This is a genomic window from Microvirga lotononidis (assembly GCF_034627025.1).
GTDB lineage: Bacteria > Pseudomonadota > Alphaproteobacteria > Rhizobiales > Beijerinckiaceae > Microvirga > Microvirga lotononidis.
This window is the reverse complement of sequence record NZ_CP141050.1, coordinates 874,248-890,931: the sequence shown is the minus strand read 5'-3', so window position 1 is coordinate 890,931 and position 16,684 is coordinate 874,248. Positions and strand designations below refer to the sequence as shown.

13 protein-coding genes are annotated in these 16,684 nt (G+C 63.5%); 4 read left to right on the top strand and 9 right to left on the bottom strand.

The features are described from left to right. Positions 1 to 594: 594 nt before the first annotated feature. The 8 genes from U0023_RS33880 to U0023_RS33845 form a co-directional block, all read right to left on the bottom strand. Complete coding sequence (locus U0023_RS33880) at positions 595 to 1,437, bottom strand: BKACE family enzyme (RefSeq protein WP_009762664.1); 843 nt, start codon at positions 1,435 to 1,437, stop codon at positions 595 to 597. Between the two features lie 112 nt (positions 1,438 to 1,549). After that, on the bottom strand, positions 1,550 to 2,452 hold the full coding sequence (locus U0023_RS33875; RefSeq protein ID WP_009762663.1) for a carbon-nitrogen hydrolase family protein: 903 nt from the start codon (positions 2,450 to 2,452) through the stop codon (positions 1,550 to 1,552). Further along, positions 2,449 to 4,125, bottom strand: coding sequence for an ABC transporter ATP-binding protein (locus U0023_RS33870; protein ID WP_009762662.1), 1,677 nt, complete (start codon positions 4,123 to 4,125; stop codon positions 2,449 to 2,451). Before U0023_RS33870 ends, U0023_RS33875 begins: the two co-directional genes overlap by 4 nt. Further along, positions 4,122 to 4,973 carry an ABC transporter permease gene (locus U0023_RS33865; RefSeq protein ID WP_040638871.1) on the bottom strand — a complete coding sequence of 284 codons (852 nt, stop codon included), beginning with the start codon at positions 4,971 to 4,973 and terminating at the stop codon, positions 4,122 to 4,124. Before U0023_RS33865 ends, U0023_RS33870 begins: the two co-directional genes overlap by 4 nt. 17 nt (positions 4,974 to 4,990) lie before the next feature. Then, positions 4,991 to 5,935 carry an ABC transporter permease gene (locus tag U0023_RS33860; RefSeq protein WP_009762660.1) on the bottom strand — a complete coding sequence of 315 codons (945 nt, stop codon included), beginning with the start codon at positions 5,933 to 5,935 and terminating at the stop codon, positions 4,991 to 4,993. 72 nt (positions 5,936 to 6,007) lie between these two features. Continuing rightward, entirely contained in the window at positions 6,008 to 7,588 is a 1,581-nt protein-coding gene (locus U0023_RS33855) for an ABC transporter substrate-binding protein (RefSeq protein ID WP_009762659.1), read from the bottom strand. Between the two features lie 35 nt (positions 7,589 to 7,623). Continuing rightward, positions 7,624 to 9,093, bottom strand: a complete 1,470-nt coding sequence (locus tag U0023_RS33850; protein ID WP_009762658.1) for a M81 family metallopeptidase — start codon at positions 9,091 to 9,093, stop codon at positions 7,624 to 7,626. A gap of 10 nt (positions 9,094 to 9,103) precedes the next feature. Beyond that, a complete protein-coding gene (locus tag U0023_RS33845; RefSeq protein ID WP_009762657.1) occupies positions 9,104 to 10,429 on the bottom strand; it encodes an aspartate aminotransferase family protein in 1,326 nt (441 codons plus the stop codon). A 182-nt stretch (positions 10,430 to 10,611) separates the two neighbouring features. Between U0023_RS33845 and U0023_RS33840 the strand changes: the two genes are divergently transcribed. Next, a complete protein-coding gene (locus U0023_RS33840; protein WP_009762656.1) occupies positions 10,612 to 11,562 on the top strand; it encodes a MurR/RpiR family transcriptional regulator in 951 nt (316 codons plus the stop codon). A gap of 297 nt (positions 11,563 to 11,859) precedes the next feature. Here U0023_RS33840 and U0023_RS33835 read toward each other — a convergent pair whose 3' ends face one another. Further along, positions 11,860 to 12,753 (bottom strand): LysR family transcriptional regulator, encoded by an 894-nt coding sequence (locus tag U0023_RS33835; protein ID WP_009762655.1) that lies wholly within the window; start codon positions 12,751 to 12,753, stop codon positions 11,860 to 11,862. Between the two features lie 410 nt (positions 12,754 to 13,163). On the opposite strand from U0023_RS33835, the gene istA reads away from it, so the two are divergent. From istA to U0023_RS33820, 3 genes are all read left to right on the top strand, one after another. Continuing rightward, entirely contained in the window at positions 13,164 to 14,672 is a 1,509-nt protein-coding gene (istA, locus tag U0023_RS33830) for an IS21 family transposase (RefSeq protein WP_195904271.1), read from the top strand. A 13-nt stretch (positions 14,673 to 14,685) separates the two neighbouring features. Next, positions 14,686 to 15,432 carry an IS21-like element helper ATPase IstB gene (istB, locus tag U0023_RS33825; RefSeq protein ID WP_009494081.1) on the top strand — a complete coding sequence of 249 codons (747 nt, stop codon included), beginning with the start codon at positions 14,686 to 14,688 and terminating at the stop codon, positions 15,430 to 15,432. A 350-nt stretch (positions 15,433 to 15,782) separates the two neighbouring features. Beyond that, positions 15,783 to 16,637, top strand: a complete 855-nt coding sequence (locus tag U0023_RS33820) for a D-amino-acid transaminase (protein ID WP_009762654.1) — start codon at positions 15,783 to 15,785, stop codon at positions 16,635 to 16,637. Positions 16,638 to 16,684 lie beyond the last annotated feature (47 nt).

The window sequence follows — 16,684 nt, the reverse complement described above, 5'->3', positions numbered from 1 at the left end:
GATTATCGGAGCTTGGTCTGGATCAGAAAGCTCGGGTTTGGATCCGGAACACCCTCAGTGACATTTGATGCTAACAAATCCGTTGCGGAATGGGTCCGCCTGCGGGGTCAGAAACAGCTTGCTGGTAGTTTGTTGCCGCAGCGGAGCGGCCGTGAGCTTATTGGCGGCGCATGACCCCGTTAAAAACATCGTCTATGGGCTGTTGCGCGCTTGAGAGTGGTGACGCCCCAGGACGATCCGGTTAGGAAGTTGACCTGTGGCGCTGTCCAGCCCCTCCCACCCCAAGGAGGAGCCGATGAGACGCGAACGAGAAGCCGGCAAAGGTCGGCAGAACCTGCCGGAACTGAGTATTGCTGTTGAGCTACCCGACGAGGTCAGTTTGTGCACAGGCCAAGCCGTTGCTTTCTCTCCGCACGGGATTTTTCCTTGACGAGACCAGGGCAGTATTCGCCGTTAATGTGACATCCCCTCGAAGAGTGCATTTTAAGCGCTCGTTGACTGAAGAGAGGCGTGAGATTTGTCGTCACCTAGAAAGGTTTGTTCTTTCGCCGCGCTGTGCAAATAGCAGATTGTTGAACCCCGCTGTTTGCAAACCTACTCGAAGTCCTTTGACCACGTTTCCCGCAGCACAGTCCCCGTCGCGACAGGGCAGCCGCATGCGGCCATTGCTGTGGCGGCGCGCTCGACCAATTCCGCATTTGAGCCTGCCCTCGATCCGTCGGGGAGCTCCAGGTTATTCTCGAAGCCGACCCGCACGCTCCCACCTAGCAGGGCGCCAGCGGTGACGCAGGCCGTCTCATAGCGGCCGAAGGCACAAACCATCCAGTCCTTGAACGCTGGCATGTCGGGGGCGATGAAGGGAAGCAGGTCGGCGGGGCTGGATGTTTGCCCAACTGTGTAGCGTCCGAGAACATAAAGAACCGGGATGTTCTCAAACGGCACTATCCCGCGGCGTTGCATGTCTGCCAACCGCACAGCTTCGTCTGGAGAGTACAGAATGATTTGCGGCACAACCCGCTCACGCTTCGCCCAACTCAGGAACTGTGCGAACGCGGACTCGGCGGAATCGTCGGGCACGAGCTCGCGCAAGGCGAGGGAGACGGCCTCGGGCCGCACCGCACGTACTACCGCCATCTGGGTGTCGGGTTTGTAGATGCCGAGTGCCTCGCTGGTGATTTGTACGACCAGGCGCTCGCCCACGGCCTGACGGATTGCTGCGGTCGTGTCCCGGTAAGCGTCCGCATCAAGAAGATGGCCGCCTTCGCGATCCCTCACATGGACGTGGATCATGCAAGCTCCCGCCTCAAGGCACTGGGTCGCCGTGCCAGCCATTTCGCCAGGCGTCATTGGTAGGCTGGGATGATCGATCTTTGTCCGTCGCCCGCCGTTGGGAGCAACGGCGATCGCAACCGGTGAGCGGTGGTCGGTGTCCTGCATCAATCTCTCCGAGTTGAGTCACGTGTTGCTAATACTGGATCGAACGCTGGACATGGAGGGCGTGAGCGACGCCGCCTCTCATTTCAGCGATCTCGGCGGATCAGTCGTCTCCCTATGACTTTTCGGGTGGGGAGCGGCGGGAATCCGAGCGGTCCGGGGAGAGATACTTCTCATAGAGGGTAGGATCACGATCGGCCCAAATCCCGGTGAAGCTACGGTAGCGGGTGACGGCCTCGAGGTCGATCTCTACCCGCAACACGTCCTCCATGTCGTGGTCGAGGGCGCCAAGCACTGTCCCGTCCGGTGCTAATGCGCAGGAGCGGCCGAAAAAGCGCTGCCCGCCGTGGCTGCCGCTGCGGTTGCAACTCAGGAAGAAGACGCCGTTCTCGACTGCGCGGGTATAGGCGCGGTGGATGAACAGCGCCCCATCGGCGACTGGGGTCGCTTCGGCTCCAAAGGATGCCCAGACGGACGTGACAATACCGGCACCTCGGAGCGCCAGGATGCGGGTGATTTCGGGAAAGCGGATGTCGTAACAGATCTGCATTCCGAGATGCGTGCCGAGCGCGGCGAAGGTGTCGATGCGGTCGCCCTTGGTAAAGTAGAGCTTCTCGTTCTGCCACTGATGGACCTTGGTATATTGGCCCAACACGCCCTCCGGCCCGATCAGCAGCGAAGCATTGCGCATCACTCCGGCGCGGAGCTGGTCGCGCAGGCCGAGCCCGATCACCAGATGCACGCGATGCCGTGCCGCGAGCGTGACGAGTGCCTTGATCTCCTCACCGTCCGGAGCTGCGCAGGCCTCGTAAAGCGCCGCGCCGAAATGCGGCACGTCACTGACCATCGGCCCGCCCGGCACCAGCGGCTCGACATAGCCGGTGTTCGACAGCTCCGGGAACAGGATGAGCTGCGCGCCATGTGCCGCCTCGAGGGCGACGAAGTCGTGGATACGCCCGAAGTTCTCAGCCGGGGCCAAGCACTGGACGTCGAACTGGACAAGGCTGGCGGAAATCATGCGTCGGCTCCGGCGATGCGGCGTCCGGCGGCGAAATCCCAGTCCCGCCCCGGCGCTGCGTTGATCAAGGCGCGTGTATAGTCGTGACGCGGTCTGGCCAGCACTTCGGAGGCCGGTCCGTCCTCGACGACGCGGCCGCGCTGCATCACCATCACCTCGTCGCAGATCTGGGCTGCAACACGCAGGTCATGGGTGATGAACAGCACCGCGAGATTGCGGCGCTGCTGGATCTCAGCCAGCAGAGCGAGCACCTGCGCCTGCACCGAGACGTCGAGCGCCGAGACGGCCTCGTCAGCGACGATGACCTCCGGTTCCATCATTAGGGCGCGCGCGATCGCGATGCGCTGGCGCTGGCCACCGGAGAACTGGTGAGGAAAGCGTTCGAGGCTGGTGCGCGGCAGGCCGACCACCTCGACCAGCTCGCTAGCGCGCTTCAGCGCGGAGGCGCGATCCTCGCCAAGATTGAGCGGCCCCTCGATCAGGCTTTCGCCGATGCGCAGGCGCGGATTGAGCGAACGGTTGGGGTCCTGGAAGACCATCTGCACGCGCCGCCGAGCCGGCGCCAGCGCCGCTTGGCCCTCGAGCAACGCGATGTCTTGGCCGTTGACACGGATCTCGCCGCCGGTCGGATGCTCAAGCCTAAGCAGGCAGCGCGCGACCGTCGACTTACCCGAGCCACTCTCGCCGACGATGCCGAGCGTGCGCCCTCGCGCCAACTTGAAGCTGACGTTGTTCACGGCGCGCACAGTGCGGATGTCGCGCCCCATCAGCTTCCCGAAAAGTGAGGAAAAGCTGAAGGTCTTTTCGAGATTTCGGATCTCAACGACGGCTTCCGCCTCCTGTGCCGGGGCGCGTGGGGCGCGCGGAACCAGCGACGGCACTGCCTGCAGCAGGTCGCGCGTATAGGCCTCCTGAGGCTGGCTCAGCACCTGCTCGACCGGACCAGTCTCGACGATCTCGCCCCGGCGCATGACGCAGACGCGGTCGGCGACATCGACGACCACGCCCATATCGTGGGTGATGAACAGAACGGCGGTGTTCTGCTTGTCCTGTAACTCACGGATCAGGCTGAGGATCTGTTTCTGCGTGGTGACGTCGAGCGCGGTAGTCGGCTCGTCGGCGATCAGGAGTTTCGGCTTCAGGGCGAGTGCCATCGCGATCATCACACGCTGGCGCTGGCCGCCGGAGAGCTGGTGCGGGAAGCTCTCGTAGATCCGCGCCGGATCAGGCAGGTGCACCGCTTCGAACGCGGCGAGCGCAGCCTCGCGACGCTCTTTCGGCCGCATCTGCGTATGCGCCCAGTAGACCTCGTCCATCTGCAGCCCGATGGTCAGCACCGGGTTAAGCGCCGTCATCGGCTCCTGGAAGATCATCGCCATCTCGGCGCCGCGCAGCGCCTTAGTGCGTGACGGCGTGGCGGTCAGGATGTCTTCACCGTTGAGCAACACCGTGCCGCCCGTCGCCTGCAGTTCGTCGCGCGGCAGCAGGCCCATAGCGACCAGAGAGGTCACCGACTTGCCCGAGCCGGATTCGCCGACGAGGCACAGCGTCTCGCCCGGCTGGATGTCGAAGGTGATGCCCTTCAGAATCTTGGAGGGCTCACGCCCTCGCGTCGCGACGCGCAGGTCGCGGATCGAGAGCACGGGCTGCGTCGGGCGGGCCATCTCGGTCATGCGTTCCTCCCTTGCATTTTCGGATCGAGCCGGTCACGCAGCGTATCGCCGAGCAGATTGATCGACAGGATGCACAGCGACAGCACGATGGCCGGCCAGAACACCAGCCAATGGTTGATCGCGAAATAGAGCCGACCCTCGGCCATGATATTGCCCCAGCTTGGGATCTCGGTGCCGATTCCAACGCCCAGGAACGACAGGGCCGCCTCCGTGAGGATGGCGGAGGCGTACATGTAGGTGCCCTGCACGATCAGGGGCGCGATCGTCGTCGGAAGCAGATGCTTCCAGATCAGCTTGGCCGGCGGCGTCCCGAGCAGGACCGCCGCGTCGACATAGGTCTCCTCGCGGGCTGCAATCACGCGCGCCCTCACCAAGCGCACGACCTGCGGGATCGCCGGGATCATGATGGCGAAGATCACAGTCACGAGCCCGCCGCGGGTCAGCGCGACGATCGCGATGGCGAGCAAGATGCCGGGGATCGCCATCAGGCCGTCCATCATCCGCATCAGCACGCCGTCGATCCCGCGATACCAGCCCGCGAGTAAGCCGAGCGGCAGGCCAATCAGGATCGCGCCGGCGGCGACGCCAGCACCCACCAGGAGCGAGACCCGCGCGCCATACACCACCCGCGAATAGAGATCGCGGCCGAAGCTGTCCGTACCTAGCCAGTAGGTGTCGGACGAAGGCTTTAGCCGCATGGCGGCATTGAGCTTGGTCGGCTCGAAATTGGCGAGCAGCGGCGCGAACACAGCCATCGCGACAACGGCGAGCAAGACGATGACGGCGAGCACCGTCGTCCAGTGCGGCGGGTTCTGCAGCAGGCGGCGCCGGGGAAGCGTGACCTGCATGGGATTCGATGAGGCGCTCATTGGTAGCGGATCCTCGGGTCGCTCAATGCATAGGACAGGTCGATCAAGAGGTTGATCAGAACATACGTGCCGGCGGTCAGCAGGATAATCGCCTGGATCAGGGGGTAATCGCGCGCCAGAACGCCGTCGACGACCAGCCGTCCAAGGCCGGGAATATTGAAGACCGTCTCGGTGACGACGACGCCGGAGATCATCATCGCGAAGCCCGTGCCGACCACCGTGAGGATCGGGATCGCGGCGTTGCGCAGAGCGTGGCGGAACAGGACGACGCGCTCGCCTAGTCCCTTCGCCCGCGCCGTGCGCACATAATCCTCGCGCAGCACCTCCAGCATCGAGGCGCGCGTCATCCGCGAAACCAGCGCGATATAGAAGGAGGAGAGCGCCAACCCAGGCAGCAGAATGCGGTGGAGAAATGGGCCGAAGCCCTCAGAGAGGGGCTTGTAGCCCTGCACCGGGAACCACTTCAGATCGACCGCGAAAACTGCGATCAGCACATAGCCGATCACAAAGATTGGCACCGAGAAGCCGACAACCGACAGGGCCATGACGAAGCGGTCGACCAGCCCGCCGTGGCGCCAGGCCGCGAGCACGCCGAGCGGAAGCGAAATGACGACCGTGAAGATCATCGCCATGACGGCGAGGGCCAGCGTCGGGCCGATGCGTTGGCCGATCATCTCCAGCACCGGTCGCTGCGAGATCAGCGAGTGACCGAAATCGCCTCCGGCCATGGCACCGATCCAGGCGACGAACTGGCTGGTGAGCGGCTTGTCGAGGCCGAGATTCTCGCGGATGGCGGCGAGTTGGGCTGGCGTGGCCTGATCGCCGGCGATCGCCTGGGCCGGGTCGCCGGGCGTCAGACGCAACAACAGAAAGACGAATAGCGCCACGAAGAACATGACGGGGATCGCCATTAGCAGCCTGCGCAGGAAGTAAGAAGCCATGCGGTGCTCCGCGCCGAAAACGATGCCTGCAGGACCGGGCGACGGCTCCCGCCGTCGCCCGTTGTAGGAGGGCTACTTGCTTACGCCCCAGAATAACGTGAGCGGACCGGGCTGGAGGTTCTTCAGGTTCGCCCGCCAGGCGGCGACGGACTGGAACTCGCCGGCATTGAAATAGAAGCCTTCGTCATAGGCGATCTGCTGGATCTCCTTGGCGATCTTCTTCTGCTCGTCGAGTGTCGGTGCGGTGAGATAGGCGGAGCGCAGTTCCTCGACGCGGGCGCTACGTGGCCAGCCCGACCATGCGGTGTCCGAGCCCGAACCGTCGAGCAGGGCATGCACGGTCGGGTTCCAGATGCCGGAAACACCCCAATAGGTGAACAGCATGTTCCAGCCGCCCTGCGCCACCGGCTGCGTGCTGTTCTTGCGCGACTGCAGCGTCGCCCAGTCCATCGCGGCCACATCGACCTTGAAGCCGGCCTCGCGCAGACGCTCGGCCGCGACGATCGGCTGGGTGGAGAGGATCGTCAGATCCGTCGGCTGCATCATCAGCACCGGCGTGCCGTCGTAGCCGGAGGCCTTCAGCAGCTCCTTGGCTTTCGCCAGGCGCTCCTTGGCGCTGCCCTTGAGATATTCCGAGCCGGCATCTGAAGCGAGCGGCACGTCGCAGCCATAAACCGAGGCGCAGAGCTTGTAATACTGGCTGTCGCCGATTGCGGTCTGCATGAGCTGGTCCTGATCAAGCGCATACATCGCCGCCTGGCGGACCTTCGGATTGTCGAAGGGCGGCAGGCGGTGGTTGAAGCGGCCGGTGACTTGGCTGCCGAGCGCGTTGATGGCGCCGGTCTTGATCTCGTCATTGGCCGTGAGCAGCGGCAGGAGGTCGATCGTGACCTGCTCGATCAGGTCGACGTCGCCGGACTGCAGCGCGTTGATCGAGGTCTGCATGTCTGGCATCGCCTTCCAGACGACCTTGTCGACATTCACGACCTTGCCGCCGGCGGTCCAGCTCATTGGCTCGGGACGCGGATTGTAGTCGGAGTTCTTGACGTAGACGGCCTGATCGCCGGGCCGATATTGGTCGGCGACGAACTTGAACGGACCGGAACCGATCATCTCGGTCACTTGCTGGCCGGCGGGCGTCTCGGCGAGGCGTTTGGGCATCATGAAGGGCGGCACCGGCGAGGGCTTCGCCAGGAGTTCCAGTACTTGGCCGAAGGGCTTCGCCAGCTTGATGACGAGCTGCTTGTCGGAGGTCGCCTCGACGGAAGCGACATACGTCATCATCGTGCGACCGGCGCCGTCGTTGGCGGCCCAGCGCTTGATCGAGGCTACGCAATCCTCAGCCTTCACCGGCGTGCCGTCATGCCATTTGAGCCCGTCGCGCAGGGTGAAGGTATAGGTCATCTTGTCGGCCGAGACGGTGTAATCGGCCATCTGCGGCTGCGGGTTGTACTTGGCGTCCATGCCGAGCAGCGTCTCGAACACCATGAAGCCATGCGTGCGCACGATCTGGGCGGTGCTCAGGATCGGATCGAGGGTCCTGAGCGGTGCCTGCATCACGACGTTGAGCGTCGTCTCGGCAAAAGCCGGGAAGGCGTGGAGGGAACCGGCGAGCAGCGCGGCAATCCCGAATGTCTTTAACCGTAATGTCATTGTTCCCTCGCTTCTGGTTTGGTTGGTTCTTGGTGTCAGGCTGGAGCGTCGCTCCACGGATAGGCTTTGGCCGTGTCGAGCTGCCGATACGGGATTAGTCGGACATCGGCCGGGCCGAGATCGGGCGTATCGACCACCAGGATGCGGTCGGCCAGCGGCTCGTAAAAATCACGGAAATGCGTTTTTGAGCGCAGCAGGATGACGTCGTAGTCTTCCGGCTGCTCGCCGAAGATGGAAAAGGGATCTCCGTCGACCGCGAAGGCGAAATGCGAGACGACCGAGACGCGGATCGCGCCGATCTGAATCAGCGCTGTCATCCCGAGGTCAACGAAGGAGCCGCGCTGGTAGCGGCCCGAGACAGTGAAGGATTTTGGACCAGACCAGAGGACGCGCGCTACCGCCTCGACCGGCCCGCCCGTTTCCGGCGCCGTCTTGCCGGCCAAGGCGACCGCGATCTCGGCACCCTCTCCTGCCGCATGGGCCTGGGCGGCGGTCTCGGGATCGAGCAGGAAAGGCACAGCGACCCGTCCAACATCGCGGCCGAGCAGGGCACGCAACAGGTGGGTCGAGTCGTTCATGCGGTCGGCATGTTCGAGCAGCACAATCGGGCGGCCGTTCGCTGGCTTGCGCTCGATATCGGCCAAAGCCTCCTCGGCGCTTAGGATCGGAATAGCGCTTGCGATGGCGTGGCGCGCGTCGTGCAGCCGAGTGGAGAAGGCCGCGGCCTTGGCTTCGGCCGCTTCCCGCCCGTTCCAATCAAGGCAGATTACCGACATGCCGGTATTGGCGCTGTCGGCGTAGGAGAAACCGGCCATCACCGAGATGTCGCAATCGCCCGCCGCCTCGGCGGCACGCGCCTCGGCGATGATCGAAGCCAGCGGCTCCAGGGCCGTGGCCGACATGATTGAGGGGATGACGACATTGGGGCGCGCCACTGCAAGGCCAGGGCGGCGCCCTTCGCGCAGCAGCCTGAGCAGTGCCCGCGCGGCCCGCTCACCGGTCTCGCCCATGTCGATATGCGGCGAGTTGCGATAGGCGACGGCGATATCCGCTCCGCGCAGGGTCTGCCGGTCGATATTGCCGTGATAGTCGAGCGCGACGGCGACCGGCAGCGACGGCGCCGCGGCGCGCACCGCATCGATCACATGCCGCTCGACATCCGCATAGCCCGCGGCCCAGCAGGCGCCGTGCAGGAACAGGATCACGCCGTCGAGAGAGCCGTTACTGCCGAGGCCCTCGATGATCTCACGGGTGTAGTGGTCGACCGCCTCGTCAGTCGCCGGACCTAGAGCGCCCAGCAAAGTGTGGAACAGCGGCACGAATTCAGCGCCAAGCTCCTCGCACACCTTCATACAGCCGCCCGGCACCGTGTTGGTGCCGCGGAAGCGAACAGTGATCTGTTCTCCGCGCACACAGACGCGTTCGAACTCATTGAGGCCGACCGACTGTGGGACGGCCGTCACGGATTCGAGGTTGAAACCGGCGAATGCGATGCGGAGGCCCATCTCGGTGATCTCAGTCCCGAAGCGCGGCGTCGATCGCCGCAGCGAGGCGTTCGACGAGCAGGTCGATCTCCTCCGGCCTGATGATGTATGGCGGGGCGAGCAGCACGTGATCGCCGTGCACACCGTCGATGGTGCCGCCCATTGGGTAGCAGAGAAGGCCGCGCGCCATCGCCTCTCTCTTGATCCGTGAGTGGACGCGGCGTGACGGATCGAAGGGAGCCTTTGTCTCCTTGTCAGCAACGATTTCGATGCCGCGGAAGAGACCGCGGCCGCGGATGTCGCCGACGTGCGGCGACTGGCCGAGCGCCGCATCGAGACCAGCTTGTAGGCGCTCGCCCCTATCCCGCACGTCCTCCATCATACCCGGTTGGGCTAGGATCTCGACCACCTTGTTCGCGGCAGCTGCCGCGATCGGGTGGCCGATGTAGGTGTGGCCGTGCTGAAACAGGCCTGAGCCCTCGGCGAACGCCCGGTAAATCCGGTCAGACAGGAGCACGGCGCCGATCGGCTGATAGCCACCGCCGAGGCCTTTGGCGATGGTGACGAGATCGGGGACTATCCCGTCCTGCTCGCAGGCGAACAGTGTGCCCGTGCGACCCATACCGCACATCACCTCGTCGAGGATCAGCAGCACGCCGTACTTGTCGCAGATCCTGCGGATCCGCGCGAAATAGTCAGCCACGGGCCCGACGGCACCGAGCGTTGCCCCGACGACCGGCTCTGCGACGAAGGCGATAACCTCGTCGGGTCCAAGTTCCAGAATCTTCGCCTCGAGTTCGTCGGCAAGGCGCGCCGCATAGGCCTCCGGCGTCTCGTCGGCCTGCTGGTCCCGGTAGGCATAGCAGGGGGAGACGTGGTGGGTCTTAGGTAGGATGGGTTGGAACTGCGCCCGCCGCCAAGCATTGCCGCCGGTCGCCAGCGCGCCGATCGTGTTGCCGTGGTAGCTCTGGCGGCGCGCGATAATGTGGCGACGCTGGGGCTGGCCGATCTCGACGAAATACTGCCGGGCCATCTTGAGCGCCGCCTCAACGGCCTCCGAGCCGCCGGAGACCAGATAGACGTGATCGAGGCCCTCCGGTGCCAGCGCGGCGAGGCGCTCGGCGAGGGATTCCGCGACGTCTGTCGTGAAGAACGAAGTGTGGGCATAGGCGATCCGGTCCATCTGCGCCCGCATCGCATCGAGCACTTCCACATGGCCGTGGCCAAGACAGGAGACGGCGGCGCCGCCCGAACCGTCAATGTAGCTCTTGCCGTCGCTATCTGTGATGTAGATGCCCTGGCCGGCCACGGCTTCTGGCAACCGTGATCCGATAGTGCGGTGGAGAATCCTAGTCATCTTGGCTCCGGTTCGTCGTTCGGCTTCAACCTCGGAGGGCCGCGGGCCCGAACCTTGCATGCCATTAGGACCGATGCAACAATAATTTTAAAAACATGGTCAGTGAAACATTTATGTAATAAGCTTGGAATGATGAAACATTCGAATCCGTATGCAAGTGGCCAAAAGCTCAGAAAAAGGGTATGAAGACGGCCCCGTTGACCGACAACGCTCGCGTAGAGTTCCAAGCGGAAGCGATCCAAATGTTGCAAAATGCCTCCTTGCGCGACCTCATCGTCAGTAGGTTCGACGACATGCCTCCTCAGTTGCAGCAGGCGGCGCGCTATGTTCTCGAGCACCCCGAAGAGGTGGCCCTCGTCTCCATGCGTGAGCTCTCGCGCAATGCGGGCGTTCAGCCCTCGACGATGACACGTATGGCGAAGTTTCTCGGGCTCCCGGGCTATGACGATGTCCGTGCCCACTACGCCGAAGCGATCCGCCACCGCATCGACGGCTTCGCAGCGCGCGCGCTGCAGAGGGGAGAGAGCGGGCAGGAGGTAGGCAGCGAGACATTCGCGCGCCAGATGCTTCAGGGTGTCGCCGGGCAAATCGCGCGCCTGTGCGAGCCCGAGTCGCTCGCTCGGTTGAGCGCGGCGGCGGAACGGCTTGCGCGGGCGCGCCGAGTCTACGTCCTCGGGCTGCGCTCGTGTCATTTGGTGGCTTGGCACTTTCATTACGTGATGGCGCTGATCGGCGATAAGACGGTCCATCTCGACGGCCCAGCCGGGACTATCGGCGACGGTCTTATCCGGGCGGGAGCCGAGGACGTGCTTCTGGTCGCCTCCATCAATCCCTATGCGGTCCACAGCCTCGAACTCGCCGAGCTCGCTCGCGAGAAAGGGCTCGGCATTGTCGCCATCACCGACAGTGAAGTGTCACCTTTGGTCTCAATCTCGGATAGCGTGATCCTCTGTACAATCGAGAGCCCGACCTTTTTCCATACGCTAACCCCGGCGCTCGCCGTCTCCGAAGTGCTCTGTGGCCTATTGGCTAACATGGACCGCGCTGCCGCCGTGGAGGCCCTGCAGAAGACTGACCGCCACTTATCGTCGCTCAACACCTACGCGACAGCTATTCCCAGACGCAGAGTGTGACTACGGCGGGGGATGTCACATTAACCGGGAATACTGCCCTGTACTGGTCAAGGAAAAATCTCGGACAGAGGAAAATCAACGGCTTGCGGGATGCAAAAACTGACCTTGCCGGACCGCACGACGGCTATACTCAGTTAATGTGACATTCCCCTTCGGCCAAAGCGTTTTGACACGACCAAGACCCGGACCGGACAGTACCTTGGTAAAGCAGTATTATGATCGTTTGGATCTACCTGGAAGTTTTATCGGATAAATAAAGTCGGCCATCGTTACTGCGGATTGCTGCTTGTCGGACGATCAGGCTTCGAGCAGGTTCCAAAAGCGTCTGACGATCGGGCGGTCATTCGCAAGAAAGCGGTAAAGACGAATATTGACACTTAGATCCCAAGATGGATCTCCGGCTCGCACGATGCGCTTGGCGGCCAAGTCATCCACGATGATACTCTCTGGGATCCAGGCAAGACCCCAGCCAGCGAGGGCCATGGCCTTCAAGCCTTCAGACATGGTGTTCTCGTAGATCGTGGTACGTTCCAGCGGACGTTGCTCAAACAGACTCGTCAGCGCATGTCCGAAGAAGGCGCCTGGGCCATAGGCTAGGTAGCGGACCGGTTTGCTGCCCTCATCGATCCGGTGGAGGGCGCGGCCTTCCGGATCGGGTGCTGACACGGGAATGATGTTCTCCCGACCCAAGGTTTTGTAGGCAAATCGCGCCTCATCAATCATGACCGGTACAGCAGGGTGGGCATAGATGAGCAGGAAGTCGCTTTCCCCCTCCGTGAGCGAGTTTATGAAACCCTCCATGCTGCTATTGTCGGCGCTCAGGCGTGTCGAGAGTGGGCCGAACCGCGGCTCGATGCTCTGGAGCCAGCGCGGGAAAAACGTGATCGAGAGGGTGTGGAGCGCTGCAAAACTGAGCGTGTTGGCTTTGATGCCGTGGCTTCCTCGAACGTCATTGCGCGTCCGGTAGAGATTGGCGACAACCTCCTGCGCGACCGGAAGGAAGTCCTGCCCCGCCTGAGTGAGATGAGCCGGAAAAGTGGCGCGATCGACCAGGGGAACGCCCATCCAGGTTTCGAGCTGCTTGATGCGCCGGCTGAAGGCGGACTGCGTGACGTGGCGCTCTTCCGCTGCCCGCGAGAAGCTCAAGGTGTTCGCAAGGCTGATGAAGTCCTCTAGCCACTTGATTTCCATGCCTTACTCCGAGCGCGGACGAGGGGTGCCTCACGGTTCACCAGGCCAGTCCGTGACGTTTCTCGGCCGAGCTGGTTGCCAGCTGCGACGAACGGTCCTGATGAGCCCCGCACACTACCTAAGTCGAACTGGCTTGCAAACGCGACAAACTCCGGCAGCTATCGAAACTTTTTAAAATGACGATATCGAGCCTGCGGATACCGACGCAATCCGTCCATGTGTACCGACTTGAAGTCGTCCCCGGTTCCGATTTGATCCCGTCCACCCTTCCGACTTGAAGCCGTCCCTCCTTCCGATTTGATCCCGTCCAGGGATCGGTCTGAAGAACCCTGCTGCACCGGGTCATCCGATTGGGGCATTGCGACCTCTCCACCAGAGAGGACGCGATGCCAGCAAACAGAGAGATGACCATGCGACAGATGCGGCAAGTGCTGCGGCTCCACGCCAGCCAAACCAGCGATCGCGAGATCGGCCGGATTGTCGGTGCGGCGCGCTCGACCGTGCGCGATGCCATCCAGCGGGCCAAGGCGGCCGGGCTGGCCTGGCCCCTGCCGGAGGACCTGACCGACGCGGCCCTGGAGGAGAAGCTGTTCGCCCGGGCGGGCACCCGGGTCGGAACGCGCCGCCGGCCGGAGCCGGATTGGGCTCACCTGGTCCAGGAACTCAAGCGGCCCGGCGTCAGCATCGCCATCCTGCATGAGGAGTACCGGGCAGACCATCCGGACGGCTACGGCTATTCGCGTTTCTGCGACCTGGTCCGCTCCTTCGAGCGCCGCCTGACGCCGACCATGCGTCAGCATCACGTCGCCGGCGACAAGGTGTTCGTGGATTACTCGGGCAAGAAGCTGCCGATCGTCGATCCACTCACCGGCGAGATCCGCCAGGCCGAGATCTTCGTCGCGGTGCTCGGCGCCTCCAACCTGACCTATGCCGAAGCCACCTGGACCCAGACCCTGCCGGATTGGATCGAGGCGCATGTGCGCATGTTCCGGTTCCAGGGTGGCGTGACCAAGCTCGTCGTGCCGGACAACCTGAAGAGCGGCGTCCACAAGGCCTCGTTCTACGATCCCGAGATCAACCGCAGCTACGGCAAGATGGCGGCCCATTACGCGGTCGGCATTTTGCCAGCCCGACCGCGCCGGCCGAAGGACAAAGCCAAAGTCGAGGCCGGGGTGCGCTTCGCCCAATCCTACATTCTCGGTCGCCTGCGCCACCGCACCTTCTTCTCGCTCCAGGAGGCCAATGCCGCGATCGCCGAGGCCGTCGAGCGGATGAACAGCGTACCCATGCGCCGGCTCGGCGTCAGCCGGCGCCAGTTGTTCGAGACGATCGAGAAGCCGGCCCTCGCACCCCTGCCGGCCGAGGACTACGTCTTCGCGCAGTGGCAGTTCGCCCGGGTCGGGCTCGACTACCACATCGAGGTCGAGGGCTTCTTCTACTCGGTGCCATTTGGCCTCATCGGCCAGCAGGTCGAGGTGCGCGTCACCCAGCGCACGATCGAGGCCTTCCACAAAGGCGGACGCGTCGCGGCCCACGCGCGGCGTTATGCGGGACGGGCGCATGGCACGCAGGCCGAGCACATGCCGAGCTCGCATCGCCGCTATGCCGCCTGGTCGCCCGAGCGCTTCCGCTCCTGGGCGGCGTCGATCGGCCCCAACACCGAGGGGCTGATTGCCGCCATTCTGTCCGCCCGCCGCCATCCCGAGCAGGGCTTTCGCACCTGCATCGGGGTTTTGCAGCACATGCGCGGCATCCCGCAGGAGCGTGTCGAGGCGGTCGCGGCCAAAGCCCTGGCGATCCAGGCGCTGACCTACAAGAGCATCGTGTCGCTTCTCGACACCTACCGCGAGCGCGCTCCCGCCGCCGATACGCCCGTTCTCACCCACCCCAATGTCCGCGGACCGGGGTATTTCCACTGACAGGAGACCGACCATGTTGATCCATCCCACCCTCGACCAGCTTCACGCGCTGGGCCTGCACGGCATGGCCAAAGGCTTCAAGGCGCTCAGCGCCACTCCCGAGGCTGACGCGCTCGGCCATGCCGAATGGCTCGGCCTGATCCTCGATCATGAAGTGACGACGCGGCAGCAGAAGCGCTGCGAGACCCGGGCCAAAACGGCCAAACTGCGCCATCCCGCCAGCGTCGAGGATGTTGACTTCCGGGCCGCACGCGGCCTCGACCGGGCGCTGTTTCTCAAGCTGGCCACCTGCGACTGGATCCGCGAGCGGCGCAATCTGTTGATCACCGGCCCGTGCGGGGTCGGGAAGAGCTGGCTCGCCTGCGCCCTGGGACACCGGGCCTGCCGGGAGGACCTGTCGGTGCTCTACCATCGTGTGCCACGGCTGTTTGCGGCGCTCGATCTCGCCCGCAGCGATGGCCGCTACTCTCGCCTGTTACGCAGTCTTGCCCGGGCCAAGCTGCTGATCCTCGACGACTGGGGTCCTGAGGCGCTCACCGGCGAGCAGCAGCGCGATCTGCTGGAAATCGTCGAGGACCGCTACGATGCCGGTTCGCTGCTGATCACGAGCCAGGTGCCGGTCGAGAACTGGTACGCGATGATCGGCAGCGTTCCGACGCTGGCGGACGCCATCCTCGATCGGGTCGTGCACAACGCCTACCGGATTAATCTGACCGGCGAGAGCCTGCGCAAGACCCGCCACACGCCAGCCGACGCTTGACCAGCGTCACCACCTCAACCACCATCCATCACTGACCCGAAGAGCGGCGCTCAGGTGGACGACTTCACCTCGGACCCATGGACGGCTTGAAATCGGAATGCCTGGACGGCTTCAGATTGGACGAAGTGGACGGCTTCGTCGGTATCCTCATCGAGCCTATGCGGAACCCGCATGAAGTGGTTCGCAATACGAATTGGGCAAAGTCGGAATCAATCCTTAAAGATCCTCGCGACAAAGCCTCTCTGCTTTCAAAGGGGGCATGGTTAGCGCCTTTACGAAGAGGCCGACATTATCTGTGGGAGCACAACTCGGAACCGGGTTGGCTCGGTTAAACTGAGGAGACGACGAACTTGAGCCGCATTGCCTATGTGAATGGAGAGTTCGTGCCACTCGACGAGGCCCGCATATCGATCCTCGATCGCGGGTTCCTATTCGCTGACGGGATCTACGAGGTTTCGGCGGTGCTCGATGGCAAGCTCGTCGACAACGAGGCGCATCTCGTCCGGCTAGCCCGCTCGGTCGGGGAGATCGCCCTGCCTCTGCCGGAAACTCTGGAGCGCATCGAGGAAATCCAGAAGGAGCTCATCGCCCGTAACGATCTCGTCGAAGGGGTCGTCTATCTGCAGGTGACCCGTGGCGCGGCCGACCGAGACTTCGCCTTTCCGAAGGGTGTGAAGCCGACCCTTGTTATATTTACCCAAGTCAAGAACATCGTCGATTCTCCGGCCGCCCGGAACGGCATTGCGGTGAAAACCCTGCCTGATATCCGCTGGGCCCGGCGTGACATCAAGAGCGTGGCTCTCCTAGCTCAGGTCCTCGCCAAGCAGGCTGCGGCGGAAGCCGGCTGTCAGGAAGCCTGGATGGTCGAGGATGGACTAATTACGGAAGGCGGCTCGTCGACCGTCTTCATCGTGACCCGGAACGATGTGATCGTCACACGTCCCAATTCCAACGCCATCCTGCCGGGATGCACGCGTAAGGCTCTTATCGCCCTGGCAGAGGAGCGTCAGATCCGTATCGAGGAGAGGGCCTTCTCCGTCGAGGAGGCGCGGGCCGCCAAGGAAGCGTTCATCACCAGCGCTTCGAGCTTCCTGCAGCCCGTGGTAACGATTGATGGCGCTCCGGTGGGCGATGGCAAGCCGGGTCCGGTCGCGAAGCGTCTGCGTGAGATCTATATTGACTTCGCGCGCACCACGTCGCAGTGAACCGGGGAGGGGTCTCCGCGGCCGGGCCGCGGAGACCCCTCCCTTCT

What these genes read in the sequence shown, in the direction of transcription:
- U0023_RS33880 (WP_009762664.1), bottom strand. Translation starts at nt 1,437, where the DNA reads ATGCAGGACACCGACCACCGCTCACCGGTTGCGATCGCCGTTGCTCCC.
- U0023_RS33875 (WP_009762663.1), bottom strand. Translation starts at nt 2,452, where the DNA reads ATGATTTCCGCCAGCCTTGTCCAGTTCGACGTCCAGTGCTTGGCCCCG.
- U0023_RS33870 (WP_009762662.1), bottom strand. Translation starts at nt 4,125, where the DNA reads ATGACCGAGATGGCCCGCCCGACGCAGCCCGTGCTCTCGATCCGCGAC.
- U0023_RS33865 (WP_040638871.1), bottom strand. Translation starts at nt 4,973, where the DNA reads ATGCAGGTCACGCTTCCCCGGCGCCGCCTGCTGCAGAACCCGCCGCAC.
- U0023_RS33860 (WP_009762660.1), bottom strand. Translation starts at nt 5,935, where the DNA reads ATGGCTTCTTACTTCCTGCGCAGGCTGCTAATGGCGATCCCCGTCATG.
- U0023_RS33855 (WP_009762659.1), bottom strand. Translation starts at nt 7,588, where the DNA reads ATGACATTACGGTTAAAGACATTCGGGATTGCCGCGCTGCTCGCCGGT.
- U0023_RS33850 (WP_009762658.1), bottom strand. Translation starts at nt 9,093, where the DNA reads ATGGGCCTCCGCATCGCATTCGCCGGTTTCAACCTCGAATCCGTGACG.
- U0023_RS33845 (WP_009762657.1), bottom strand. Translation starts at nt 10,429, where the DNA reads ATGACTAGGATTCTCCACCGCACTATCGGATCACGGTTGCCAGAAGCC.
- U0023_RS33840 (WP_009762656.1), top strand. Translation starts at nt 10,612, where the DNA reads ATGAAGACGGCCCCGTTGACCGACAACGCTCGCGTAGAGTTCCAAGCG.
- U0023_RS33835 (WP_009762655.1), bottom strand. Translation starts at nt 12,753, where the DNA reads ATGGAAATCAAGTGGCTAGAGGACTTCATCAGCCTTGCGAACACCTTG.
- istA (WP_195904271.1), top strand. Translation starts at nt 13,164, where the DNA reads ATGCGACAGATGCGGCAAGTGCTGCGGCTCCACGCCAGCCAAACCAGC.
- istB (WP_009494081.1), top strand. Translation starts at nt 14,686, where the DNA reads ATGTTGATCCATCCCACCCTCGACCAGCTTCACGCGCTGGGCCTGCAC.